The sequence below is a fragment of the Streptococcus sp. HMSC034E12 genome (genome assembly GCF_001835915.1).
Lineage (GTDB): Bacteria > Bacillota > Bacilli > Lactobacillales > Streptococcaceae > Streptococcus > Streptococcus vaginalis.
Map to the genome: position 1 here is coordinate 21,081 of NZ_KV826452.1, position 25,541 is coordinate 46,621.

Annotated in this window: 28 protein-coding genes; 25 read left to right on the forward strand and 3 right to left on the reverse strand. The window is 41.1% G+C overall.

The features are described 5' to 3' along the window. The first annotated feature begins 7 nt into the window (after positions 1-7). Genes purE through purB form a run of 6 tightly spaced genes read left to right on the forward strand, consistent with a single transcriptional unit; the run spans position 8 to position 3,657 of the window. Positions 8-496 (forward strand): 5-(carboxyamino)imidazole ribonucleotide mutase, encoded by a 489-nt coding sequence (gene purE / locus HMPREF2574_RS07120; RefSeq protein ID WP_003037056.1) that lies wholly within the window; start codon positions 8-10, stop codon positions 494-496. After that, positions 483-1,571 (forward strand): 5-(carboxyamino)imidazole ribonucleotide synthase, encoded by a 1,089-nt coding sequence (purK, locus tag HMPREF2574_RS07125; protein ID WP_024052896.1) that lies wholly within the window; start codon positions 483-485, stop codon positions 1,569-1,571. Before purE ends, purK begins: the two co-directional genes overlap by 14 nt. Before the next feature lie 11 nt (positions 1,572-1,582). After that, positions 1,583-1,807 (forward strand): hypothetical protein, encoded by a 225-nt coding sequence (locus HMPREF2574_RS07130; RefSeq protein ID WP_024052895.1) that lies wholly within the window; start codon positions 1,583-1,585, stop codon positions 1,805-1,807. Between the two features lie 13 nt (positions 1,808-1,820). Next, entirely contained in the window at positions 1,821-2,138 is a 318-nt protein-coding gene (locus tag HMPREF2574_RS07135) for a protein kinase domain-containing protein (protein WP_180363990.1), read from the forward strand. Between the two features lie 36 nt (positions 2,139-2,174). Beyond that, on the forward strand, positions 2,175-2,318 hold the full coding sequence (locus HMPREF2574_RS10575) for a hypothetical protein (RefSeq protein ID WP_024052894.1): 144 nt from the start codon (positions 2,175-2,177) through the stop codon (positions 2,316-2,318). A 43-nt stretch (positions 2,319-2,361) separates the two neighbouring features. Beyond that, entirely contained in the window at positions 2,362-3,657 is a 1,296-nt protein-coding gene (gene purB / locus HMPREF2574_RS07140) for an adenylosuccinate lyase (protein WP_070812376.1), read from the forward strand. 58 nt (positions 3,658-3,715) lie between these two features. On the opposite strand, the gene dhaQ is transcribed toward purB, so the two are convergent. Together dhaQ and dhaS are read right to left on the reverse strand one after the other, a co-directional pair. Beyond that, on the reverse strand, positions 3,716-4,702 hold the full coding sequence (dhaQ, locus tag HMPREF2574_RS07145) for a DhaKLM operon coactivator DhaQ (RefSeq protein WP_024052892.1): 987 nt from the start codon (positions 4,700-4,702) through the stop codon (positions 3,716-3,718). A gap of 9 nt (positions 4,703-4,711) precedes the next feature. Beyond that, positions 4,712-5,248: a dihydroxyacetone kinase transcriptional activator DhaS gene (dhaS, locus tag HMPREF2574_RS07150; protein WP_024052891.1), complete on the reverse strand. Its 537-nt coding sequence runs from the start codon at positions 5,246-5,248 to the stop codon at positions 4,712-4,714. A 156-nt stretch (positions 5,249-5,404) separates the two neighbouring features. Between dhaS and dhaK the strand changes: the two genes are divergently transcribed. The 5 genes from dhaK (at position 5,405) to HMPREF2574_RS07175 (ending at position 8,619) form a co-directional block, all read left to right on the forward strand. Continuing rightward, positions 5,405-6,394 carry a dihydroxyacetone kinase subunit DhaK gene (gene dhaK / locus HMPREF2574_RS07155; protein ID WP_024052890.1) on the forward strand — a complete coding sequence of 330 codons (990 nt, stop codon included), beginning with the start codon at positions 5,405-5,407 and terminating at the stop codon, positions 6,392-6,394. A gap of 10 nt (positions 6,395-6,404) precedes the next feature. Beyond that, positions 6,405-6,986 carry a dihydroxyacetone kinase subunit DhaL gene (dhaL, locus tag HMPREF2574_RS07160; RefSeq protein WP_024052889.1) on the forward strand — a complete coding sequence of 194 codons (582 nt, stop codon included), beginning with the start codon at positions 6,405-6,407 and terminating at the stop codon, positions 6,984-6,986. After that, complete coding sequence (gene dhaM, locus HMPREF2574_RS07165) at positions 6,983-7,357, forward strand: dihydroxyacetone kinase phosphoryl donor subunit DhaM (RefSeq protein WP_070241464.1); 375 nt, start codon at positions 6,983-6,985, stop codon at positions 7,355-7,357. Before dhaL ends, dhaM begins: the two co-directional genes overlap by 4 nt. Positions 7,358-7,369: 12 nt before the next feature. Continuing rightward, the gene (locus HMPREF2574_RS07170; protein WP_070584543.1) at positions 7,370-8,083 is read left to right on the forward strand and encodes an MIP/aquaporin family protein; all 714 of its coding nucleotides are present in this window, start codon (positions 7,370-7,372) and stop codon (positions 8,081-8,083) included. A 98-nt stretch (positions 8,084-8,181) separates the two neighbouring features. Continuing rightward, complete coding sequence (locus tag HMPREF2574_RS07175) at positions 8,182-8,619, forward strand: DUF6568 family protein (RefSeq protein WP_024052886.1); 438 nt, start codon at positions 8,182-8,184, stop codon at positions 8,617-8,619. A 403-nt stretch (positions 8,620-9,022) separates the two neighbouring features. On the opposite strand, the gene HMPREF2574_RS07180 is transcribed toward HMPREF2574_RS07175, so the two are convergent. After that, the gene (locus tag HMPREF2574_RS07180) at positions 9,023-9,739 is read right to left on the reverse strand and encodes a GntR family transcriptional regulator (protein WP_003032072.1); all 717 of its coding nucleotides are present in this window, start codon (positions 9,737-9,739) and stop codon (positions 9,023-9,025) included. A 159-nt stretch (positions 9,740-9,898) separates the two neighbouring features. Here HMPREF2574_RS07180 and HMPREF2574_RS07185 point away from each other — a divergent pair, with 159 nt between their 5' ends. The 14 genes from HMPREF2574_RS07185 to adhE all read left to right on the forward strand — a co-directional run bounded on the left by HMPREF2574_RS07185 (position 9,899) and on the right by adhE (position 25,366). Continuing rightward, positions 9,899-11,686, forward strand: coding sequence for a glycoside hydrolase family 35 protein (locus HMPREF2574_RS07185; protein WP_042754161.1), 1,788 nt, complete (start codon positions 9,899-9,901; stop codon positions 11,684-11,686). After that, positions 11,683-12,159 (forward strand): PTS sugar transporter subunit IIB, encoded by a 477-nt coding sequence (locus tag HMPREF2574_RS07190; protein ID WP_024052884.1) that lies wholly within the window; start codon positions 11,683-11,685, stop codon positions 12,157-12,159. Before HMPREF2574_RS07185 ends, HMPREF2574_RS07190 begins: the two co-directional genes overlap by 4 nt. Before the next feature lie 18 nt (positions 12,160-12,177). After that, the gene (locus HMPREF2574_RS07195; protein WP_024052883.1) at positions 12,178-13,071 is read left to right on the forward strand and encodes a PTS mannose/fructose/sorbose/N-acetylgalactosamine transporter subunit IIC; all 894 of its coding nucleotides are present in this window, start codon (positions 12,178-12,180) and stop codon (positions 13,069-13,071) included. After that, positions 13,058-13,885 carry a PTS system mannose/fructose/sorbose family transporter subunit IID gene (locus tag HMPREF2574_RS07200; protein WP_003036938.1) on the forward strand — a complete coding sequence of 276 codons (828 nt, stop codon included), beginning with the start codon at positions 13,058-13,060 and terminating at the stop codon, positions 13,883-13,885. Before HMPREF2574_RS07195 ends, HMPREF2574_RS07200 begins: the two co-directional genes overlap by 14 nt. A gap of 17 nt (positions 13,886-13,902) precedes the next feature. Continuing rightward, complete coding sequence (locus tag HMPREF2574_RS07205) at positions 13,903-14,307, forward strand: PTS sugar transporter subunit IIA (protein ID WP_024052882.1); 405 nt, start codon at positions 13,903-13,905, stop codon at positions 14,305-14,307. 166 nt (positions 14,308-14,473) lie between these two features. Further along, the gene (locus tag HMPREF2574_RS07210) at positions 14,474-15,643 is read left to right on the forward strand and encodes an SIS domain-containing protein (protein WP_024052881.1); all 1,170 of its coding nucleotides are present in this window, start codon (positions 14,474-14,476) and stop codon (positions 15,641-15,643) included. Positions 15,644-15,653: 10 nt separating this feature from the next. Then, on the forward strand, positions 15,654-16,655 hold the full coding sequence (lacD, locus tag HMPREF2574_RS07215) for a tagatose-bisphosphate aldolase (RefSeq protein ID WP_024052880.1): 1,002 nt from the start codon (positions 15,654-15,656) through the stop codon (positions 16,653-16,655). Between the two features lie 42 nt (positions 16,656-16,697). After that, positions 16,698-17,735: an aldose epimerase family protein gene (locus HMPREF2574_RS07220; protein ID WP_024052879.1), complete on the forward strand. Its 1,038-nt coding sequence runs from the start codon at positions 16,698-16,700 to the stop codon at positions 17,733-17,735. Between the two features lie 158 nt (positions 17,736-17,893). After that, positions 17,894-18,892 carry a Holliday junction branch migration DNA helicase RuvB gene (ruvB, locus tag HMPREF2574_RS07225; RefSeq protein WP_024052878.1) on the forward strand — a complete coding sequence of 333 codons (999 nt, stop codon included), beginning with the start codon at positions 17,894-17,896 and terminating at the stop codon, positions 18,890-18,892. 1 nt (position 18,893) lies between these two features. After that, positions 18,894-19,457 (forward strand): nucleotidyltransferase family protein, encoded by a 564-nt coding sequence (locus tag HMPREF2574_RS07230; RefSeq protein ID WP_024052877.1) that lies wholly within the window; start codon positions 18,894-18,896, stop codon positions 19,455-19,457. A 236-nt stretch (positions 19,458-19,693) separates the two neighbouring features. Further along, positions 19,694-20,122, forward strand: a complete 429-nt coding sequence (locus HMPREF2574_RS07235; RefSeq protein ID WP_070584536.1) for a low molecular weight protein-tyrosine-phosphatase — start codon at positions 19,694-19,696, stop codon at positions 20,120-20,122. 8 nt (positions 20,123-20,130) lie between these two features. Then, the gene (locus tag HMPREF2574_RS07240; RefSeq protein WP_024052875.1) at positions 20,131-20,544 is read left to right on the forward strand and encodes an MORN repeat-containing protein; all 414 of its coding nucleotides are present in this window, start codon (positions 20,131-20,133) and stop codon (positions 20,542-20,544) included. After that, a complete protein-coding gene (locus tag HMPREF2574_RS07245) occupies positions 20,534-22,351 on the forward strand; it encodes an acyltransferase family protein (RefSeq protein ID WP_024052874.1) in 1,818 nt (605 codons plus the stop codon). The genes HMPREF2574_RS07240 and HMPREF2574_RS07245 overlap by 11 nt, the downstream gene beginning before the upstream one ends. A 363-nt stretch (positions 22,352-22,714) precedes the next feature. Further along, positions 22,715-25,366 (forward strand): bifunctional acetaldehyde-CoA/alcohol dehydrogenase, encoded by a 2,652-nt coding sequence (adhE, locus tag HMPREF2574_RS07250; protein ID WP_024052873.1) that lies wholly within the window; start codon positions 22,715-22,717, stop codon positions 25,364-25,366. Positions 25,367-25,541: the final 175 nt, after the last annotated feature.

Consider the following 25,541-nt stretch of genomic DNA (forward strand, 5'->3'; position numbering starts at 1 on the left):
AGAAATTATGCAACCAATTATTTCTATCATCATGGGTTCCAAATCCGACTGGGAAACGATGAAAAAAGCAGCCCAAGTTCTTGAGGACTTCGGTGTTGCTTATGAAAAAAAGGTGGTCTCTGCCCACCGAACACCAGACCTTATGTTCCGATATGCTGAGGAAGCACGCGCACATGGTATTAAGGTTATCATTGCAGGTGCTGGCGGGGCGGCTCACCTGCCTGGTATGGTAGCGGCTAAAACAACGTTGCCGGTTATCGGTGTGCCTATAAAATCTCGTGCATTGAGCGGAGTGGATTCGCTCTACTCTATTGTGCAAATGCCTGGCGGTGTGCCTGTGGCAACGATGGCTATCGGCGAAGCAGGTGCAACCAATGCAGCGCTCTTTGCTTTGCGCTTGCTGTCTGTTGAAGATGCCCCAATTGCCCAAGCACTGGCTGACTTTGCAGAAAAACAAGGAAAAATTGCTGAGGAGTCTAGCAATGAACTCAACTAAAACGATTGGAATTATCGGTGGTGGTCAATTAGGACAAATGATGGCGATTGCTGCAATCTACCGAGGCCACAAAGTCATTACGCTAGATCCAGCTGCTAATTGTCCAGCTGCTCGTGTCAGTGAAGTCATCGTTGCGCCTTATGATGATGTGGCGGCTCTTCGTCAATTGGCTGAGCGCTGTGATGTCCTGACTTATGAGTTTGAAAATGTGGATGCAGACAGCTTAGATGCGGTAGCTGATTTGGCATATTTGCCACAAGGAACAAGGTTGCTACGTATCTCTCAAAACCGAGTACACGAGAAAGAATTTCTCTCAAGTACTGGTGTGGATTTGGCTCCCTATCGAATTATCCGCTCATCGGCAGATCTTACAGGCTATGACTTTTCGACTAAGCGCGTGCTGAAAACAGCAACAGGCGGATATGACGGTCACGGTCAGGTGGTCATTAGAGACGAGGAGAGTTTAGCGACTGCGCGTGATTTAGCAGACAAGACTCTTTGTGTGCTAGAGGATTTTGTCCCCTTCACCATGGAAATATCGGTTATTGTGTCTGGAAATGGCACGGATTTGACCCTTTTCCCTGTTCAGGAAAATATCCACCGCAACAATATCCTTTCTAAAACGATTGTCCCAGCGCGGATTTCCCAAGATTTAGCGGACAGGGCCCTGCAAATGGCAAGAAAAATTGCCACAGAAGTCCAACTTTCTGGTACACTATGTATAGAGATGTTTGTAGCTGGCAACCAGATTTTGGTCAATGAAATCGCACCGCGCCCGCATAATTCAGGGCATTATTCTATCGAAGCCTGTGATTTCTCACAGTTTGATACTCATATCTTGGGTATTTTGGGTCAGCCCCTGCCAGAAGTGCCCCTTCATGCCCCAGCTGTCATGCTCAATATCCTTGGCCAGCACATGGAAAAAGCTGCGCAGTACGTCGCAGAACATCCTAGCGCCCACCTCCACCTGTATGGTAAAATGGAAGCGAAGCACAACCGCAAGATGGGACATGTGACTGTGTTTAGTGAAGAGCCAGATGAGGTGAGAGAACTAGGTGAGGGAATAGATTTTTAGAGGAGTTTGTTATGATTCAAATCATTGTTCACGCCTTTATTGAAAATGGAGAAGCAGGGATTGTCGAAGTGCTCTTTGCCAGCAAAGACGCTGACAAAATCCAAGCCAAATATGAAGAGCTGCAAGCCCATTACCCAGCAGACTACCTAACAATCTATGATCTGCCGCTGGATACAGACTTGAACCAGCTGTCCCATTATCCGTCGGTGGAGATAGGGAAAGAGGAGTTTGAGTGAGGGAGAGATTTTTGTGATAAAATTAACAGAGTTGAAAGAAAAATTCTCCAAACTTGGATATGATAATCTTGAAAAAATTTCTGAGGGTGGAGAAGGAATTGTATGTGAAGCATTTAAGAAACAAAAAAAGTACGCTATAAAAATTATTAAAGAGCAGAATAAGGAAAGAGCAAAAAGATATAAACAAGAAATTGAAAATGTTGAAAAGTTAGACCATCCTAACGTTATAAAACCTTCTTATAGCAGTTTAAATGTTGATGATAAAGAAGTGTTTTATAGTATAAGAGTAAGTATAATCTTAATTATAATTGTGAAATTGAATATTCTGTAACACCATATTTATGTTTTTGAAGGTGACGTATTAGATATGTTTCGTAAAGAGAAAAATATTGATAATGAGGTTGTGTTGAATTTAAGTAAAGACTGGGATGTTGAAGTTACATTAGCTAAAATTTTAGGATTAAAAGAAATACAAAAGAAAAAGAGAGTAGGTTTGAGTAAAAGGACTTGAACTAACTTTAGAAGGATAGATAAAGAAAGGAAAATAAAAAACAATGATCAACCGTTATTCACGCCCTGAGATGGCGAACATTTGGAGTGAGGAAAACAAGTACCGGGCTTGGCTGGAGGTGGAAATCTTAGCTGATGAGGCTTGGTCTGAGCTGGGTGAGATTCCTAAGGAAGATGTGGCTAAAATCCGTGCTAATGCGGACTTTGATATTGACCGCATTTTGGAAATTGAGCAGGAGACTCGCCACGATGTGGTGGCCTTTACTCGTGCAGTATCTGAAACGCTTGGCGAAGAGCGCAAGTGGGTTCACTACGGCTTGACGTCTACTGATGTGGTGGACACAGCCTATGGTTATCTCTACAAGCAAGCAAACGACATCATTCGCAAAGATTTGGATCATTTCCTTAACATCATAGCGGACAAGGCGCGTGAGCATAAGTTCACCATCATGATGGGGCGTACTCACGGGGTTCATGCGGAGCCTACGACTTTCGGTCTGAAGCTCGCGACTTGGTACAGTGAAATGAAGCGCAACATTGAGCGTTTTGAACATGCTGCCGCTGGTGTAGAAGCTGGGAAAATCTCTGGTGCTGTTGGGAACTTTGCCAACATTCCGCCATTTGTGGAAAAATATGTCTGTGATAAGTTAGGCATTCGTGCTCAGGAAATTTCGACTCAAGTCTTACCGCGTGATTTGCATGCTGAATATTTTGCCGTGCTAGCCAGCATTGCCACATCAATCGAGCGCATGGCGACTGAAATCCGCGGTTTGCAAAAATCCGAACAGCGTGAAGTGGAAGAGTTCTTTGCCAAGGGGCAAAAGGGCAGCTCTGCCATGCCTCACAAACGCAACCCAATCGGTTCTGAAAATATGACAGGGCTTGCCCGTGTGATTCGCGGTCACATGGTGACGGCTTATGAAAACGTGTCGCTCTGGCATGAACGTGATATCTCCCATTCTTCAGCAGAGCGTATTATTACACCTGATACGACGATTCTGATTGATTACATGCTCAACCGCTTTGGCGATATCGTTAAGAATCTGACTGTTTTCCCTGAAAATATGCGCCGCAATATGAACTCAACTTTTGGTCTTATTTACAGCCAGCGCGTCATGCTGAGCTTGATTGAAAAAGGCATGACACGTGAAGAGGCTTATGATTTAGTACAGCCAAAGACGGCTTATTCTTGGGACAATCAAACAGATTTTCGTCCGCTACTAGAAGCTGATGAAGCTGTGACCTCTCGTTTAACACCAGAGGAAATTAACGACATTTTTGATCCAGTTTACTACACCAAGCGCGTAGATGATATTTTCCACCGTATAGGTTTGGATTAATATAAAATTAAAAATCCAGAGAGTGGGACAGACTCCCACTCTCTGGATTTTTGCTCTCTCACCAAGCAAAAGCATTGGTTGGGGTTTCTAAGGCTTTTAGCCAGGAGCTGTCAGAAACATGGCAGAGGGTAACAGAAAGTCCTGCCATATCTAGGCTTGTGATGAGGTGACCTGTTTTGACAAAGGGCAGTTTCAAGCCTTCTATATCTAACAGTTGAAGAATGTCATCTGTGAAAACGAGTTCTTCCAATTTTGAAGTACCGCCTAAGTTATTGATGAGGAGAATAAACTCTTGTCCTTCTTGCCATTTGAATTTCATTTTGATTTTGTTGATAAGCTCCACAGCGAGCAGTTCGGAAGATTCAAACGGAACCATCCGATAACCGGGCTCTCCATGGATTCCAATTCCGTAGGAAATTTGACCTTGGGGCAAATCAAAGATAGGCAGCTGCTTGCTTGGTAAGGTGGCAGATTTTGTTGCGACTCCTAGTGTCGCAATGGAGGTGGACAGAGAAAGAGCGAGCTTTTCCAATTCATCTAGACCAGTCCCTTCTTTGGCAGCTTGCCCGAGGATTTTATGTAACAGAATCGTTCCTGCAACTCCGCGGTGGCGGATTTGGAAGTTGCTTTTTTCGACTGAAATATCATCATGGGAAATGATGTATTTGACTGGAATTCCTTCCTTGCGCGCTTGATAAATGGCTTGGGAAAATTCTTTAATATCAGCATCGAAGTTTTTAATAATGACAAAAACGCCCTTGCCTTGATGCAGAAAACGAATGGTTTCTAAAATATGCTCCGCACAAGGTGGCACAAAAATGGGGCCACTAATAGCAGCGGTTAACATACCATCGCCCACATAGCCAAAATGAGCTGGTTCATGACCGCTGCCGCCACCCGAAATAATGGGCACGACAGAAGAATCGTGCTGATTATGATAAATGACGGGCAGTTGTTTCAGCTGTGAAAGGTGAGGATACATGCGGGTAATTGCATTGATGTTTTGCTGAATGCTTGAATGAATTGAATTGATAATGTGAACCATATACTTGCCTTAATTTTCTATAGCTGTTTTGATTAGTTGTGTTAAAAGTTGCGCCTGTTGCTGGTAATCTTGCTCAGATAAATCCAGCAGATGTTTGATAGCATTCGCAAGCGCTTGACTGTGATAATGAATGAAAAAATGATACTCCATTTCAGAATGGAAAGGACGGGAATGATATTCTCTGACGAGTTTGGCTACAAGTTGTTGGCAGTAGGTTTGAAAATAAGAAGAAAAGTCATTTTGGTCAACAATGTCAAATAATTGTGCATAAAAACTCTTATTAACGCTAAAATAGTGTAGCAGTTCTTGCAGCAGCTGATAGCCAGAGATATATTCCAGATTATCCGTTACTTGCTCTCGCAACTCCGTCTGAAAAATCCATTCTAATAATTCGTACTTATCCAGAAAATGATTGTAAAACGTTTGCCTGCGAATACCGGCGTCTTCCATAATTTGTCGAACAGAGATTTTTTCAAAAGCTTGTTCGGTCATTAATTTTTTAAAGGATTTGGCAATCCTTTTTTTCGTGATTAAGGATGTTGCCATCTTCCCTCCTCAGTCTTTTTAGTTCTATTCTTAGTTTATCATGAATGATGCAATAGGAAAACTAAAAAGAGGGACAAATTTTTGATTTTGTCCGTTCCAAAATGGAGCAAAGAATTTTACAATAAAAATAAGAAACATAAAGCAAAGGAGAAACTCATGAAAAAAATTATCAATCAACCAACGGCTGTTGTGGACGAAATGCTAGACGGGCTGGCTTATATCCACAGTGATTTGGTGCATCGTGTAGAAGGCTTTGACATCATTGCTAGAAATAGCGAAAAATCTGGCAAGGTAGCGATTATTTCAGGTGGCGGTAGCGGTCATGAGCCCGCTCATGCTGGCTTTGTGGGCGACGGTATGTTGTCAGCTGCGATTTGCGGAGCGGTCTTTACTTCCCCAACTCCTGACCAAGTCTTGCAGGCAATCAAAGAAGCAGACGAAGGCGCAGGTGTGTTCATGGTTATCAAGAATTATTCTGGCGACATCATGAACTTTGAAATGGCACAGGATATGGCAGAAATGGAAGGAATCGAGGTGGCAAGTGTTGTTGTCGATGACGATATTGCTGTTGAGGACAGCCTTTATACGCAAGGTCGCCGTGGAGTTGCTGGTACCATTTTGGTTCATAAGATTTTGGGAAATGCTGCACGGTCTGGAAAATCACTGAGTGAAATCAAGGCCTTGGCTGACGAATTGGTGCCTCAGATTCATACGGTTGGGCTGGCTCTCAGTGGAGCAACCGTTCCTGAAGTTGGGAAACCTGGCTTTGTGCTTGCTGATGATGAAATTGAATTTGGCATCGGCATTCATGGAGAACCCGGCTATCGCAAAGAAAAAATGCAGCCGTCTAAAGACTTGGCACAAGAATTAGTGGCAAAATTGAAAGACTCTTTTGAACTCAAAGCAGGAGATAAAATCGGAATCCTTATCAATGGCATGGGGGCAACACCGCTCATGGAACAATACGTCTTTGCCAACGATGTGGCTGGAATTCTCGCAGCAGCAGGTCTGGAAGTTGTTTACAAGAAATTAGGAAACTACATGACATCTATTGACATGGCAGGCATTTCTCTGACCTTTATCAAATTGGAACGTGAAGACTGGCTAGAAGCTTTGAACAGTCCTGTTGCAACGATTGCTTGGTAGGAGGTATGATATGGATGCAGCATTAGCAAAGAAATGGATGCTTCTCTTTAACGAAAAAATTCAAGCCAACAAAGACTATCTGTCAGAGTTAGATACGCCCATTGGTGACGGAGACCACGGTGGCAATATGGCGCGTGGTATGGCCGCTGTCGTTGAAAATCTGGAAGGAAAAGATTTTACCAATTCAGCAGAAGTCTTTCAAGTTGTCTCCATGCAATTGCTCAGCAAGGTCGGTGGGGCTTCTGGACCTCTTTACGGCTCAGCTTTCATGGGAATAATGAAGGCTGAAAAAGAAGCTGCTAGCTTGGCAGATGCTGTTCAAGCAGGGCTTGATATGATTCAAAAGCGTGGGAAAGCAAGCGTCGGTGAAAAAACGATGGTAGATGTCTGGGATGGTGTGGTGATGGCTCTTCAAAAAGGAGAGTTGACTAAAGAAACCATTCATACTTTGGTTGAAGCGACGAAAGATATGAAAGCAACGAAGGGTCGGGCTTCTTATGTTGGAGAGCGCTCTATCGGACATATTGACCCCGGTTCGTATTCATCAGGCTTACTTTTTGAAGCCTTGCTAGAAGTGGAGGAAAAAGCATGACAGAAGTTGGGATTGTCATCGTTTCTCATTCAAAATGGATTGCTCAAGGCCTTGTGGATTTAATTTCAGAAGTTGCTAAAGACATTGTGCTGACCTATGTGGGCGGTACAGAAGATGGCGGCATTGGCACAAGTTTTGAACAAGTTCAAACGGTTGTGGAAGCCAACAAAGCGGAGAAGATTTTAGCTTTCTTTGATCTTGGATCGGCTCGCATGAATCTGGAGCTGGTGGCAGATTTTTCAGATAAGGACATCATCATCAATAATGTTCCCATTGTTGAAGGGGCTTATACTGCAGCTGCTCTCTTGCAAGCTGGTGCAGATTTGGTAACTATCCAAGAACAATTGAAAGAATTGGAGATTAAGAAATAAAGGAGGCGGATTATGATTCAGTATCTCGGTGAATTTTTAGGGACCTTTATCCTAGTATTGCTTGGTGATGGGGTTGTTGCTGGGAATGTTTTGAGCAAGACGAAGGAGGAAGGAACTGGCTGGGTTTCTATCGTTTTAGGCTGGGGGATTGCTTGTACAGTGGCGGTTTATGTATCTGGATTTTTCAGCCCAGCTCACTTGAATCCAGCGGTCACATTCGCAATGGCTTCTATTGGAGCGATTAGTTGGGGACAGGTTTTTCCGTTCATTCTTGCACAAATGCTGGGTGCCATGGCTGCGGCTTTTGTTCTATGGCTTCACTATTACCCTCATTGGGCTGAAACGAAAGATTCAGCCTTGATTTTAGCCAGCTTTTCAACGGGACCAGCCATTCGCCATACAGCTTCTAACTTTTTAGGAGAAGCGCTGGGAACGGCCATTCTTGTCATCACGATTATGGCAATTGGTCCAAATAAAGTTGCCGCTGGTTTGGGTCCAATCATCGTAGGAACAGTTATTTTTGCAGTCGGTTTCTCACTTGGACCAACGACAGGCTATGCGATCAATCCTGCACGGGATTTGGGACCGCGTATCATGCATGCTCTTTTACCAATCGCAAATAAAGGGGATTCTGACTGGTCCTATGCTTGGATTCCAGTCCTAGGTCCAATTGTCGGCGGTGTCGTAGGGGCTTTGCTCTACAATATCATTTTGGGTATCATTTAAAACTAGTCAAAAGTAGGTTTCGGCCTACTTTTTTTGTCTTTTCTTGTGCTTCTTGTCTGAATTTTTTATAATAGCTGTATAGAATAGCGAGGATAGAGATGGCAAAGAAGCATTGGCTGAAATTACTTGGAGTGTTTTTGATTTTCGGAATAGTTACCTGCCATTCAGTTTTGCTAGATCCAGCTGAGCGAATAGATGAACAAAAAGAGTATCAAACTATTGTAGCGAAATTTCACCAGATAACGGTGCCTGAACTCAAAGAAAAGCAGGCTCAGAGTGAAAATTTTTATCTCTACATTGGGCGAGGAACTTGTCCACACTGTAGGCGATTTGTGAAACAACTGCAACGAGCCAAAACAAAATCTTTTTATTATTTAGATAGTGAGAAAAAGACGCCAGAGTTAGTTGCTTTTCGTGAGGCATATAAGATAAAATTTGTTCCTTATTTTGGGAAATTTACTGGTCTTACAGAAGAAAAAGTACTGCAGATCAAGGCAAATATGACTACTAAAGAAATTGAGAATTTTAATAAATAAGAGAAAAACAAGATGACAGCACATCTTGTTTTTTTCATAACAATGATAAAAAGTTGACAAATAAAAAACAAAGCAAAATTCTTTTCAAATTGGTATAGATGGGTTATAATGATGCCAAGATATAAAAAAGAGAGTGGGACAGAAATCAGTAGTTTCGTAGAAACTTGATTTCATCGTCCCACCTCCGCACGGTTGAGTAGGGCTGTAAAAGTTGATTTATCAACGTATTAGAGTCCACTCAGCAGTGATTGATTGGCACTAAAGTGCCTAATCAATTGTGCATGGGAAACTCTACATTAACTAAAGCCAATAGAGCTTCTTCAAACCACTGCGTCTTATAATTCTGATTATATATAAACAAAGGAAGCTGAGCACTTTGTCCCAGCTTCTTACATAAAAATAATTAGTGATTTCCACTGCGTGACACGAACTTGATTTTAAAGAAGTCGCCACGTTTGTAGGCTTCGCTATACTCTAAAATTTGTCCTGTACTTTCTAACTGTGTTGTTTTTACTTGGAAGACGGTCGGGAAGTTTGTGTCAATGTCCAGTAATGTTGCAACAGCTTCTGGTGTCGGGAAGATTATTTCATTTGTTTCTTCAAAATGCTCGTCATTCATGTGAATATGATAGTCTTGTTTGAAGCGGTTGTAGATAGAGCTGTAATATTCAAGATTTGGATAATTTGCGTTGATATATTGCTCTGGGATATAGGATTGATGATAGATGTAAGGGGTATCTTTTGCTTTACGAAGTCTCTCGATTTTATAGTAAAATTGGTGTCCCTTCAAATCTAACTTATCAAGAAATTTCAAGTCGTTTCCGCGCTCGATTGATAAAACGGTCACTTGATCATTTTGGGTGGGAAATATCTCAACGTCAGAAAATTCAACGAGTTTGTGCTTACGCGCGCGCGACACAAATGTTCCTTTTCCTTGCTGGCGAATGATATATCCGTCTTTTGCTAGCTCATTTAAAGCTCTGACAACAGTAATAGAACTCACATCGTACATTGTGATTAGCTCAGCTTCTGTATAAAATTTATCTCCGTTTTCAAATTGACCTGAGATAATCTTGCTTTTGAGTTCGTCTTTTATGTATTGGTATTTAGGGATTGCCATGTTATTCACCTCTCTTTCGCTTCCCTCTCATAAAAAATTTTACCATAATTTTTCTTAAAATGGTTAAATTTTTCAAAAACTATTGACATTTCATACAAAATATATTATATTAACCTATGTAACCGATTACAAAAATGTTATGTGAAAGAAGGAAATGGTTTGGCAAGATTTGAGATTAAAGAAGAATTTTATCTGAATCAACAGCCTTTTAAAATATTGTCTGGTGCCATTCATTATTTTCGGATTCAGCCAGATGATTGGTATCATTCGCTTTATAATTTGAAAGCTCTGGGCTTTAATACGGTAGAAACCTACATTCCTTGGAACGTTCATGAACCTCAGAAAGGGCAGTTTTGCTTTGAGGGGATCTTGGATTTGGAGAAATTTCTTCAAATTGCTCAAGATTTAGGCTTGTATGCCTTGCTTCGTCCGTCACCTTATATTTGTGCAGAATGGGAATTCGGTGGTTTGCCGGCTTGGCTTTTGAAGGAGGAGATGAGAATTCGTTCTTCTGACCCTGCTTATTTTGCCGCAGTTGCTAGCTATTATGATGAATTGCTTCCGCGCTTAGTCCCGCATCTTTTGGAAAATGGCGGCAACATTCTCATGATGCAGGTCGAAAATGAATATGGCTCGTATGGCGAAGATAAGGAATATTTGAGAGTTGTTCGAGATATGATGCTAGAGCGAGGTGTGACTTGTCCGCTCTTTACGTCAGACGGACCTTGGCGAGGCACTTTGCGGGCAGGGACGCTTATTGAGGATGATGTGTTTGTAACGGGGAACTTTGGCTCCAAAGCAAAAGAAAATTTCGCGCAGATGCAGGAATTCTTTGATGAACATGGCAAGAAGTGGCCGCTCATGTGTATGGAATTTTGGGACGGTTGGTTCAATCGTTGGAAGGAGCCGGTCATCACACGAGATCCAGAAGAGTTGGCTGAAGCGGTTCACGAAGTTTTGCAACAAGGCAGTATCAATCTTTATATGTTTCATGGGGGGACAAATTTTGGTTTCATGAATGGCTGTTCAGCGCGAGGAAGCATTGACCTGCCACAAGTGACGTCTTATGATTATGAAGCTCTCCTTGATGAACAAGGAACCCCAACGCCTAAATACTTTGCTATTCAGCGAATGTTAAAAAAATATTATCCAGAATATCCACAAATGGAACCTTTGGTAAAAGAATCGTTTGAGTTAAAGGATATTCCGCTTAGTGAGAAAGTTAGTTTATTTGAAACCTTAGAAGATGTAGCGCAGCCAATCGAAAGTCTGTACCCTATGAACATGGAGGAGCTGGGACAAAATGTTGGCTATCTACTCTATCGTACAGAAGCGGAATGGGATGCGGACGAGGAACGGATTCGTGTCATCAATGGGCGTGATCGGATGCAACTTTTTGTAGATGGAAACCGTATCAAAACTCAGTACCAGACAGAAATTGGTGAAGACATCTTAGTTTCGCAGCAGAAACAGTCAACACATCTATTGGATATTTTGATGGAGAACATGGGGCGTGTTAACTATGGGCATAAACTTTTGACAGAAAGCCAGCATAAAGGTATTCGCACAGGAGTTTGCAAAGATCTTCATTTTATGCTCCATTGGAAACAGTATCCATTAGAGTTGAAAAATCCAGAAAAAATTGATTTTACGAAAGAATGGCATGAAAATCAGCCAGCTTTCTATGCGTTTGACGTTGAATTGAAAGCGCTTAAAGATACTTATCTGGAGTTGACCCACTTTGGCAAAGGAATCGTCTTTGTCAATGGTGTCAATATCGGTCGCTTCTGGGATGTCGGACCGACCTTATCGCTGTATATTCCACATGGTCTCTTAACTATCGGAAAAAATCGTATCATTATTTTTGAAACTGAAGGGAAATACAGCGAATTTATTCATTTAGTTCACAAACCTACATTTAAAACAATAAAGGGGGCAAAATTATGACAATTGTAGGGAATCGGATTGATGGACGTTTGATCCATGGGCAAGTAGCCAATCTTTGGACTACAAAATTAAACATCTCACGTATCATGGTAGTAGATGATGAAGTAGCAGAAAATGCTATTGAAAAAAGCGGCTTGAAATTGGCGACACCAGCTGGTGTGAAATTGAGTGTTTTACCAGTTGCAAAAGCAGCAGAAAATATTCTAGCCGGCAAATATGATAGCCAACGCCTGCTCATTGTTGCGAGAAAGCCAGACCGCTTTTTGAAATTAGTAGAAGCAGGCGTGCCAATCGAAACGCTCAATGTGGGCAATATGTCGCAGACATCTGAAACGCGTTCTATCACACGCTCAATTAACGTGGTAGATGAAGACGTGGTAGTATTTAACAAGTTGCATGAAAAAGGTGTGACAATAACAGCTCAAATGGTTCCAAATGATCCAGTTGAAGACTTTATGACATTATTGAAATAAATTTAGGAGGTCATTGTTATGATACAATGGTGGCAAATTCTCTTACTGACGCTGTATTCAGCGTATCAAATTTTGGATGAGTTGACGATTAACTCATCAGCTGGCTCCCCTGTTTTTGCAGGTTTTATCACTGGTCTGGTCATGGGAGATTTGAAGACTGGTTTGTTTATTGGTGGTAGTCTCCAACTCGTTGTGCTTGGGGTTGGTACATTCGGTGGTGCCTCTCGGATTGATGCAACTTCTGGTGCGGTTCTTGCAACAGCATTCTCTGTGGCAACAGGTATGAAATCAGAACTCGCTATTTCAGCTATTGCCGTTCCGGTAGCAGCCTTGCTAGTTTATACAGACGTCCTTGGACGGTTCTCTACGACTTACTTTGCACATCGTATTGATGCAGCGGTTGAAAAATTTGACTATAAAGGCATTGAACGCAATTACTTATTAGGTGCTATTCCATGGGGACTTTCACGTGCCCTTCCAGTATTTCTGGCTTTGTGGCTCGGTGGAGACGCTGTAAAAGCCTTCTCAGACTGGCTTGCCAATAATGCACAATGGATTGCAGACGGATTGATTCTTGCAGGTAAAATGCTTCCTGGTGTCGGTTTTGCAATTTTGCTTCGTTACCTTCCAGTCAAGAAAAATCTTCATTATCTTGGTTTAGGTTTTGCCATTACAGCTATGTTGAAAGTTGTTTTTGATTATATTTCAACATTGGCAGCTGCTTCAGGAGCTGTCAAACAAATCGCCACAGCTCTTGGTGGTGCAAAATTTGAAGGCCTACCAATGATTGGAATTGCGATTATTGGCTTTGCCTTGGCAACAATCAATTATAAAAATGCAACTAATAAACAAATGGTGACTGTTGCTGCAGAACAATCAGAAAGTGGGGAAATTGACGATGACGAACTCTAATTACAAATTAACAAAAGAAGATTTTAAACAAATCAACCGTCGTAGTCTCTTTACTTTCCAATGGGGTTGGAACTACGAGCGTATGCAAGCGTCAGGCTATCTTTATATGATTTTGCCGCAATTGCGCAAGATATATGGAGACGGTACGCCAGAATTAAAAGAAATGATGCGGACACATACGCAATTCTTCAACACATCTAACTTTTTCCATACTTTAGTAACAGGGATTGACCTAGCACTTGAAGAAAATGAAGGAGTTGCGGCTAAAGATACCGTTACAGGGATTAAAACTGGTTTAATGGGGCCATTTGCCGCGATTGGCGATGCGATTTTTGGTTCTACTATTCCTGCTATTATGGGTGGTCTGGCTGCTGGACTTGCTGTTGAAGGCAATCCTCTTGGAATTTTCCTTTGGATAGCTGTGACAATCGCAATCAATGTCTTCCGTTGGAAACAATTAGAGTTTGCCCACAAAGAAGGGGTGAAATTAGTTACAACCATGCAGGACAAATTGTCTGCCATCACAGATGCTGCAACAGTTCTTGGTGTTTTCATGGTGGCGGCCTTGATTGCTACGATGATTAACTTTAAGTTTACCTATACACAAAGCTTCGGTGGTGTCACCTTCAATCTTCAAGAAACATTGGATAAAATCTTCCCACGTTTGGTGCCAGCATTGTTTACAGGTTTTGTTTATTGGCTGCTTGGTAAGAAAGGCATGAATTCAACAAAGGCAATCTTTATCGTGATTATTATTGCAATTGGTGTTTCTGCATTTTCACACTTTACTCATACACCAATCTTAGGTGTTTAAAAGGAGCTTCTCTATAAATGACAAAACAACTTGTATTGGTCAGTCACGGTCGCTTTTGTGAAGAATTGAAAAAAAGCACCGAAATGATTATGGGGCCACTGGACTTCGTTCATACAGTTCCCTTACTTCCGAAAGAAGGAATAGACGACTTTACGGCTAAATTTTTAGCGACTGTAAAAGATTTAGATGATTATATCGTCTTTGCCGACCTGCTTGGTGGAACACCTTGCAATGTCGTTAGCCGTCTGATTTTGGAAGGACTCCAAATTGAACTTTATGCAGGGATGAATATGCCAATGGTGATTGAATTTATCAATTCTGCCCTGATTGGCGTAGAAGCAAAATATATCGAAAAAGCGAACAAATACATCGTGAAAGTCAATGATGTATTAGCAGAAATGAACGATGACGAAGATGAATAAAGGAGTGTCCAGCTAATAGTCGCTGAAAAACACGTCCTTGCTTGAATTGCTCCAATGAGCAATCTGTATAACTAAGGGGGCTGGGGCAAGAAAATGGATTTCTTTAAAATCATCATTTTCCCGCTCCCTTTCTTTTAGTTAGCATTGCAAAGCAGAAAGGAGACCCATGCTAGATTATACAAAGGAAGACTTAATTGAATTAGGTGCGGAAATCACCACACGGGAAATCTATCAACAGCCGCAAGTTTGGCAGACGGCTTTTGAAAATTATAAAGTGCAAGCTGATGAGATTGCTGTTTTTCTGAATAATATTGATGAAAAGTATGATTATATCAAGGTTATTTTGACAGGGGCTGGGACATCAGCCTATGTCGGAGATACCCTTTTGCCTTATTTCAGAAAGATTTACGATGAACGCAAGTGGAACTTTAATGCCATTGCAACGACAGATATTGTCGCTAATCCGCTTGCTTATCTGCACAAGGAAGTGACGACCATTTTGGTTTCCTTTGCTCGTAGCGGCAATTCACCAGAGAGTGTTGCGGCAGTTGACTTGGCAAAAGACATAGTTGAGGAACTTTACCAAATCACGATTACATGTGCCGAAGAAGGTAAATTAGCCCAGCAAGCACACGGTGACGAACGCAATTTGCTCTTGCTCCAACCTGCACCGTCAAATGATGTTGGCTTTGCCATGACTTCTAGCTTTACGTCTATGATGTTGACAGCCTTGCTCGTCTTTGACAAAGCAGATTTAGCTGCAAAAGCCGAAAAAGTTTCTACTTTGATAGCCTTGAGCCAAGAAATGTTAGACTCGGCAGAAGCCATTCAAAAGATGGTTTCCTTGGATTACAATCGTGTCATTTATCTGGGAGCAGGTCCTTTCTTTGGCTTAGCGCATGAAGCCCAGCTGAAAATTTTGGAATTGACCGCAGGACAAGTGGCGACGATGTATGAAAGCCCAGTCGGATTCCGTCACGGTCCAAAATCGTTAGTGAATGAAGAAACGGTCGTTGTGGTGTTTGGCTCGACAGATTCCTACACCAAATTATACGACCTTGACTTAGTACGAGAAGTAGCCGGAGATGAGATTGCCCGCAAGGTGATTCTATTGACAGATCAAAAAGAAGATTTGGAAAATGTTGAACAAGTCATTTTTTCTAGTCAACAGCTAGCAGATGATGTTTATCGCGTATTCCTTTATATTGTTTATGGTCAATTATTTGCCTTGTTGACAGCCCTCAAAGTGAACAATCGTCCAGACACACCGTCTCCGACAGGCACCGTCAACCGTGTTGTACAAGGCGTCATCATTCACTCATTTGATAAAGAATAGGAAGGAACCCATGGAAAAATTAAAGATTAGTCACGAAAAATTAGCACACTTAAAGAATCTTTCATATGAAAATGGCATTATTGGGGCTTTGGCGATTGACCAGAGAGGTTCGTTGAAAAAAATGCTGGCAAGTGGCGCACATGCTGTATCAGGAAATGAAGCGCTCATTGAATTTAAACAATTGATTTCCAGTCAGTTGACTCCGTATGCTACTTCTATCCTTTTGGATCCAGAATTCGGTGTACCTGCTACCAAATTACGTGCGCCAGAATGCGGTCTTATTGTTGCTTATGAAAAAACAGGCTATGATGCGACAACAGAAGGTCGCTTGCCAGACTTGCTACCAAATTGGTCAGCCAAACGCATGAAAGAGTTGGGCGCTGATGCGGTCAAGGTTTTGATTTACTATGATGTAGATGATAAGCCTGAAATCAACGACATCAAGCAAGCCTGGGTAGAGCGCGTAGGAAGTGAATGTGTGGCAGAAAACATTCCTTATTTCCTTGAAATATTGACGTATGATGCAAAGCGTGATAATGTAGTAGATGCAGATTATGCGAAAGTAAAACCGCAAAAGGTCAATGAAGCCATGAAACTCTTTTCAAATCCGCGCTACAATGTTGATGTTTTGAAAGTGGAAGTACCGGTCAATATGAATTTTGTCGAAGGGTTTACGAAAGGCGGAGTTGAAGCTGTCTACAACCTCGCAGAAGCCAAGACATTTTTCAAAGAGCAGTCTGATGCAACTCATCTGCCCTTTATTTTCCTGAGTGCTGGAGTTAGCGTAGAGCTTTTCCAGAAAACGCTCAAAGTGGCGCATGAAGCGGGTTCTCAATTTAACGGTGTCCTTTGCGGACGTGCGACTTGGAAAGACGCAGTTACGGTCTTTGCAGATCAAGGAACAGATGCAGCTAAAGCTTGGCTAGATGAAGCGGGGCGTCAAAATATTGAAGACTTGAATCGTGTTTTACGTGAAACAGCTGTTTCGTGGACGGAAAAACTAAAAATTTAAAATAGGCAAACCTAAATTTGTAATAAAAACAAGGAAAGTTGTATGAAATCTTATCAAGAAGCTATTTTTGGAACATTTCAAGGGCAAAATATTGTCTCTTATACATTTGAAAATGATTTGGGCTATCGTTTGAAAGTCATGACTTATGGTGCGACTGTCTTAGAGTATGCCACTCCGGACAAAAATCATGAATTTGCAAATATCGTGGTGGGGTTTAATCATTTTGATGCCTATGTAGGCAACAGCCCTAAATATGGTGCAAGCGTCGGACCGGTTGCAGGACGGATTGCAAAAGCACAGTTTGAGCTAAATGGCGAAACCTATCAGTTAGAAGTCAACAACGCAGAAAATTGCAATCATAGCGGTTCTACTGGCTGGGATAGTGCTATTTTTCAAGTTGAGGAAGTCACAAATGAAGGCGTCACTTTCTATACCGAACGTGCAGATGGAACGGGTGGTTTTCCGGGAAATCTGAAAGTCTGGGTTTCTTATACTTTAACGGAACTAGGTGAGTTAGAGATTTCTTACCAAGTTCAGACGGACAAAGATACCTTGGTCAATCCAACCAATCACAGTTACTTCAACTTATCAGGTGATTTCAGCCAACCAATTGATAACTGTATCTTGCAGTTGAATACCTTAGGTGTATTTCCAATCGCACCGGACGGCGTGCCTGCTAAAATGCCAGATTCAGAGCGGGGGTTTGTCAAAGATCTAATAAAAGGTGTAGCTTTTAAGGATATTTTTGCCAATCAAGATGAGCAGATTCAGATTGTGTCTGGCTTGGATCATCCGTTTGCATTGAAAAAAGGAGAGAAAGAAGCAGGTTCCTTGTACGATCCTAAATCCGGTCGCCTTTTGACATTTAAAACAAGTGCGCCATGCCTAGTGACTTACTCAGCAAACTTTGTAGATGATACAGTCATTTTAAATGGACAATCCATGATTCAACACAATGGCTTGGCTCTTGAAACCCAAGCCCTACCAGATGCCATTCACAGCGACCTGAAGGCTGATGTTATCTTGAAAGCAGGTGAGGTTTTTACCAGCACAACCATTTATCATGCAACAAGCAAATGAAAATGAATATTAAAAACGGCAGTACATTTTTCTGTCGTTTTTGATTAAGACATTTAGTATCATCAAATATCATCATAATCTCATTCCCTTCGATTTCTATTTGTAAAATCTAAGGTTAAACCAGCTTACCAACCTGATTTTTTGCTATAATAGTATTTATGAGTAGAATTTTGGATAATGAATTGATGGGAGACGAGGAGCTCGTAGAGCGCACATTGCGTCCCCAGTATTTACAAGAATATATTGGGCAAGACAAGGTCAAAAATCAGCTGAAAATTTTCATTGAGGCAGCTAAAATGCGAGATGAAGCGCTAGATCACACGTTGCTTTTTGGACCTCCAGGGTTGGGAAAAACCACTATGGCTTTTGTCATTGCCAATGAACTGGGAGTCAATCTCAAGCAAACTTCGGGTCCAGTTGTTGAGAAAGCGGGCGATTTGGTGGCAATCTTGAACGATTTGGAGCCGGGAGATGTTCTCTTTATTGATGAGATTCACCGCTTGCCTATGTCTGTTGAAGAGGTGCTCTATAGCGCTATGGAGGACTTTTACATTGATATTATGATTGGCTCTGGCGAGACCGGTCGTAGTGTTCACTTGGATTTGCCACCGTTTACCTTGATTGGCGCTACGACCAGAGCTGGTATGCTGTCCAATCCTTTACGGGCTCGTTTTGGCATTACTGGTCACATGGAATATTATGCAGAAGCAGATTTGACGGAGATTGTGGAGCGGACGGCAGACATCTTTGAAATGGAGATTACGCATGAAGCAGCTGAAGAATTAGCTCTGCGTAGCCGAGGCACGCCTCGGATTGCCAATCGGCTTCTTAAACGTGTACGAGATTTTGCTCAGATTATGGGCAACGGACTAATTGATGACCAAATTACTGATCAAGCCCTGACGATGCTGGATGTGGATCAGGAAGGTCTAGATTATGTGGATCAGAAGATTCTCAAGACCATGATTGAAGTGTATGGTGGCGGGCCAGTTGGTCTGGGGACTCTGTCTATCAATATCGCAGAAGAGCAAGAAACGGTCGAAGATATGTATGAGCCTTATTTGATCCAGAAAGGCTTTGTTATGCGAACTCGAACAGGGCGCGTGGCAACCCGTAAGGCTTACGAGCATTTGGGTTATGAATATTTGGAGAAATAACATGCTATCTGAAAAAGAGATTTTACATGCGTTTTCATCAGACCGAGATATGATGACTATCTTACAGATTATCTATGACTTGCAATTGAAAGACAGCTGGCTTTGTGCTGGTTCAGTACGAAATGTCATCTGGAATATTCTGTCGGACAAGCCCGGCTTTGATACGGAGACGGATGTGGATGTAATCTTCTTTGACCCAGATATTTCTTACGAGGAAACGCTCAATATTGAAAATCGACTCAAGCGAGAATTTCCACATTACCATTGGGAAGTCAATAATCAAGTCTATATGCATATCTACAGTCCAAATACCCAATCTTATACTAGCTCGCAAGATGCCATGAGTAAATATCCAGAGCGCTGTACAGCTGTGGGTTTACGTTTGTTGGATAATAGACAGCTGGAACTCTTTGCGCCTTATGGCTTAGACGACATTCTCCATTTTCGTGTTCAGCCGACTCCGCATTTCTTAACAGATCCAGCGAGAAAAGCTCTTTATGAACAACGACTGAGCAAAAAGAATTGGCAGAAGAAGTGGAACAATCTTCAAATTGAATTTCTTTAAAATTTCTCAAAAATAGTAAAATCTTTAAGAAAAATTTAAGTCAATATCGGTATACTATAATCACAAGTTGAGAAGAGCTTAACTTGAACTCCTAAAAACTTTTCTTTTTCATAATAATCTCCCTATAAGAGTCGCCCAATCGGCGGCTTTTGTGTTTTTAAAAGAATTCAAAAATTCTCAGGGGTTTAAATTCCTATTTTTTTAGATTTTGTTATAATAGTAAAGAGGTCTATGCTATGAAAAAAATTGTGTTTGTTTGCTTGGGAAATATCTGTCGCAGTCCAATGGCAGAATTTGTGATGAAAGATTTGACAGATGGTGTTTATGTTGAAAGTCGTGCGACTTCTGATTGGGAGCATGGTAATCCAATCCATTCGGGAACGCAGGCGATTTTTAAGAAATATGCCATTCCTTACGACCAAAGCAAAACTTCTCAACAAATTTCACAGCAGGATTTTGTAGACTTTGATTATATTATAGGAATGGACGAATCCAATTTTCAAGATTTGAGGAAAATCGCACCGGGAAAATATCTGGAGAAAGTATTTCAATTTGAAGAGAGAAGTGTGCCAGATCCTTGGTACACAGGTGATTTTGATGAAACTTATCAGCTTGTCTTGGCAGGCTGTCAGAAATGGATTGAGCGCATAAAGAGCGAAGATTAGTGGAGAGAATGGACGCATTAAAAGAATTTTACGAAAAGTACAAAATTTATCTTACAAGGCATAACTTGGAATTGCTAGCAGTAACGGTTATTGTCCTATCAGCGATGGTGGCTTTTACATCAGGTATTCCCAGTCAAGGGGCATTGACCTTGGATAAAGGAACAATCAAATATAATGGCAGTCTCGTCCGTGGTAAAATGAATGGTCAAGGAACATTGACTTTTAAGAATGGTGATGTTTATAAAGGCTATTTTAAAAATGGAACTTTCAATGGGAAAGGAACTTTTACAGCTAAAGCTGGCTGGAAGTATGAAGGAAATTTTGTAAATGGTCAAGCAGATGGTCAAGGCAAATTAACAACAGAAAATAATGTTGTCTACAAGGGAAAGTTTAAACAGGGGATTTATCAAAATGCGCGTTAAATGGTTTTCATTAGTGAGGATTACAGGGTTACTTCTAGTCCTGCTCTACCATTTCTTCCAGAAAGCTTTTCCTGGCGGTTTTATTGGTGTGGATATTTTCTTCACTTTCTCAGGCTTTTTGATTACATCTCTCTTGATTGATGAATTTGCCAGAGACAAAGACATTGATGTTAAAGGATTCTTGAGACGTCGCTTTTATCGGATTGTGCCACCGCTTGTCTTTATGATTTTGATTGTCATGCCCTTTACCCTGTTGATTCGGAAGGATTTTGTGGCTGGTATTGGGACGCAAATCGCTGCTGTGCTCGGCTTTGTGACAAATTTTTATGAAATTTTGTCTGGTGGAAATTACGAGAGTCAATTTATCCAACATCTCTTTGTGCACACATGGAGCTTGGCTTTGGAGATGCACTACTATATCTTGTGGGGCTTGGCAACATGGTATTTAGCGAAGAAAAGTAAAACCATTGGGCAATTTCGTGGTATTATCTTTCTTTTATCATCTGCTTTGTTCTTGATTAGTTTTCTCTCTATGTTTGTCAGAAGTTTCTTCTCTTCAAACTTTTCTGTGATTTACTTTTCAAGTTTCACGCATATCTTCCCGTTTTTTGCAGGAAGTATTTTAGCGACACTTTCGGGTGTGAGTGATTTGGGAGCACCTTTTCGTAAAATGGAGCAGGCGCTTGATTTGAAAAAGACCTTTTATCTACTTGGTGGTAGTTTTGCAGCTTTGCTGTTATTAACGTTCCTCCTGAGATTTGATAATTTATTGACTTATCTGTTTGGTTTTCTTCTTGCAACGGTATTTTCGGTGGTGATGATTTTGGCAACACGTGTGCTCCATGAGAAGACGCCACATGTTGATGAGCCGCCCGTTATCACATTTATTGCAGATACGAGCTATGGTGTGTATTTGTTCCATTGGCCGTTTTACATCATCTTTTCCCAATTGATGAGCAATGGATGGGCAGTTCTATTAACAACCGTGCTTTCTTTTGCTTTGGCGGCTTTCTCTTTCTATCTATTGGAGCCGACATTAGCAGGTAGAGAGCCAAAAGTATTTGGCTTGAAGATGGACATCAAGCAAATCACAACACCTGTATTTTATAGTTTGATTCCATTAACACTGGTCGCTTTGGTCATGATTGTGACTGCTCCGAAAATTGGTGCTTTTGAAGAAAATTTGCTCGTCAATGGGTTAAATCAAGCTGACAGTAAAATGCAGATCACTCGTACCCAAGCTGATAATGTGAGTGCCAGTCAATACAATGTAGCAAAGGGTACGACCGTTATCGGAGATTCGGTAGCTTTGCGAGCAAGTGAATGGCTCAAGCAGGCTATGCCGGGAATTCAAGTGGATGCAGCGGTCAGTCGAAACTTAGAATCGGGCTTGCAAGTCTATCAAACTGATATTTCAAACAAGGTGCTTCTGGAGACAGTCGTCTTAGCCTTGGGAACCAATACGGTTGATAACTACGAAAGTTTGCTCAATCAATTTATTGAGAAATTACCAAAAGGACATCGTTTGGTTTTAGTGACGCCGTATGATGGTCGCACAGCACATAACGCTTCTAGCTTGGCAGTCAAAACACGTCAGTATGAGTTGGAATTGGCGAAAAAATACGATTATGTATTTGTAGCGGATTGGTATCAAACTGCTATCGAACACCCAGAAATTTGGTACGGAACTGACTATGTGCACTTTGGCTCGGAGACAACAACAATCACCAAGGGCGGTGAGCTCTATGCACAAACCGTTAAACAAGCCATTGATGAAGCTGTGAAAAAAGGAACGGTGAAGAAATAGTAGTAAATAATTAGAAGTCATGGATTGCTTTGCGATTCATGACTTTTGTGTACTGTAAAAAGGATAGTAGGGTAGAACGAGGGTGGAGGAATACATGGCAAAAATGCTCTTTTTTACATAACTTTTGTTTTAGGAAATCTTGAAAAAGTATGTGAAATATATAATTTTATGTTTTAAAATTCACAAACAATGTTTTTAAATATAATAGAAAACTCATGTTTTGAAATAACTTCACAATATAAAAGAAAAAGTTTGTGAAGTTTGCATGAAACTGTTTACAAGAGAAAAAAAATAAGGTATAATAATCTTGTGAAAAATTTAACAAAGGGTTTATAAAAATCCTAAAAACCATTGGAGGAACACATGGCTGATAAAAAAACATTAACTCCCGAAGAAAAAAAGTTAGCTGCTGAAAAGCATGTTGACGAACTCGTTCAAAAAGGGCTAGTTGCTCTGGAAGAAATGAGAAAATTAAATCAAGAACAAGTAGACTACATTGTTGCAAAAGCTTCAGTTGCTGCTCTTGATGCACATGGTATCTTAGCAGAACATGCTGTTAAAGAAACAGGTCGCGGTGTCTTTGAAGACAAAGCAACAAAAAACCTTTTTGCCTGCGAACATGTTGTTAACAATATGCGTGGTGTTAAAACTGTTGGTGTGATTGAAGATGATCCTATTACAGGTTTAACGAAAATTGCTGAACCGGTCGGAGTAATCTGCGGAATCACTCCAACGACCAACCCAACTTCAACAGCGATTTTTAAATCATTGATTTCGTTGAAAACGCGGAATCCAATTATCTTTGCTTTCCACCCATCTGCTCAAGAATCTTCTGCTCATGCGGCACAAATCGTACGTGATGCAGCGATTGCAGCAGGTGCACCTGAAAACTGTGTTCAATGGATTACACAGTCATCTATGGAAGCAACAACAGCTTTGATGAACCACGAAGGGATTGCAACAATCCTTGCGACTGGTGGGAACGCCATGGTAAAAGCTGCCTATTCATGCGGCAAACCTGCTCTTGGAGTTGGTGCTGGTAACGTTCCAGCTTACGTTGAAAAATCAGCAAATATCCGCCAAGCAGCACATGATATCGTGATGTCCAAATCATTTGATAATGGTATGGTCTGTGCATCTGAGCAAGCCGTGATCATTGATAAAGAAATCTATGATGAATTTGTAGAAGAATTCAAATCTTACCATACTTACTTTGTCAACAAGAAAGAAAAAGCGCTTTTGGAAGAATTCTGTTTTGGTGCAAAAGCTAACAGCAAGAACTGCGCTGGTGCAAAATTGAACCCAAATATTGTTGGTAAACCAGCTACGTGGATTGCTGAGCAAGCAGGATTCAAAGTACCAGAAGGTACGAATATCTTGGCCGCTGAATGTGCAGAAGTTGGAATTAAAGAACCATTGACTCGTGAAAAATTATCACCTGTTATTGCAGTTTTGAAAGCTGAAGATACTGAAGATGGACTTAAAAAAGCTCGTCAAATGGTTGAATTTAATGGTCTAGGACACTCAGCTGCTATCCATACAAAAGACGAAGCTCTTGCAAAACGTTTCGGTACGGAAATAAAAGCAATGCGTATTATCTGGAACTCTCCATCTACCTTTGGTGGTATCGGTGATGTATACAACGCCTTCATTCCATCATTAACACTTGGATGTGGTTCATACGGACACAACTCAGTTGGTGATAACGTATCAGCTATCAACCTTCTTAACATCAAGAAAGTAGGAAAACGTAGAAATAATATGCAATGGTTTAAAGTTCCTTCAAAAATCTACTTCGAACGTAACTCAATCCAATACCTTCAAACTTGCGAAGGTATCGAACGTGTCATGATTGTTACCGATAAATCAATTGAAAAACTAGGTTTTGTACAACGTGTGATTGACCAGTTGAATCTTCGTAAAAACAAAGTCACGATTCAAGTCTTTTCAGATGTTGAACCAGATCCAGATATCACAACAGTTCGTCGTGGTGTTGAAGTAATGCGCTCGTTTGAACCAGACACTATCATTGCCCTTGGTGGTGGCTCACCAATGGATGCGGCTAAAGGTATGTGGATGTTCTATGAACAGCCAGACGTTGACTTTGGTGACCTCGTTCAAAAATTCATGGATATCCGCAAACGTGCCTTCAAATTCCCATCACTTGGTAAGAAAGCACAGTATATTGGTATTCCAACAACATCTGGTACAGGTTCAGAAGTAACACCGTTTGCAGTTATCTCTGATAAGGCAAATAATCGTAAATACCCTATCACTGACTATGCATTGACACCAACCATTGCAATTGTTGATCCTGCTTTGGTAGAATCTGTTCCAGCATTTATTGCTGCTGACACAGGTATGGATGTCTTGACACACGCAACTGAAGCTTATACTTCTAACTTTGCCAATGACTATACAGATGGTATTGCTCTTCAAACTATCAAGTTAGTCTTCAAATACTTGGAAAAATCTGTAAAAACGGCTGACCCAGAAGCCCGTGAAAAGATGCACAATGCCTCTACAATGGCTGGTATGGCCTTTGCAAATGCCTTTCTTGGGATGAGTCACTCAATGGCGCATAAGATTGGTGCTGTTCACCACACCATTCACGGACGTACAAATGCTATTTTACTTCCTTATGTTATCCGTTACAATGGAACTCGTCCATCTAAAACTACAACATGGCCTAAGTACAATTACTGGAAAGCTGATGAAAAATTCCAAGATATTGCTCGTATGCTAGGTCTTCCTTGCTCAACACCAGAAGAAGCGGTTGAAGCGTATGCCAAAGCTGTTTATGACCTTGGTGTAGCGGTTGGTATCAAGATGAACTTTAAAGATCAAGGTATTGATGAAAAAACTTGGAAAGATAGCTTACATGATATTGCCGTTCTTGCTTATGAAGACCAATGTTCACCAGCAAATCCACGCTTGCCAATAGTTACTGACATGGAAGAAATTATGGCTGATGCCTACTATGGCTATGCAGAACGTCCAGGACATCGTAAATAGACAGTAAAGTTTGTTCTAATTTGAATCGTTCGTCATTGTACAGACAATGTATTCAGATTTTTAGACATAAATCAGTTTATCAGTAACTATCTCCCTGCTTTTGTAGGGAGATTTTTCTATTTGGAGAGAGTGTCCTTTCTCTCGCTTAATATTGTATGCGTTTTCCTGTAAACTA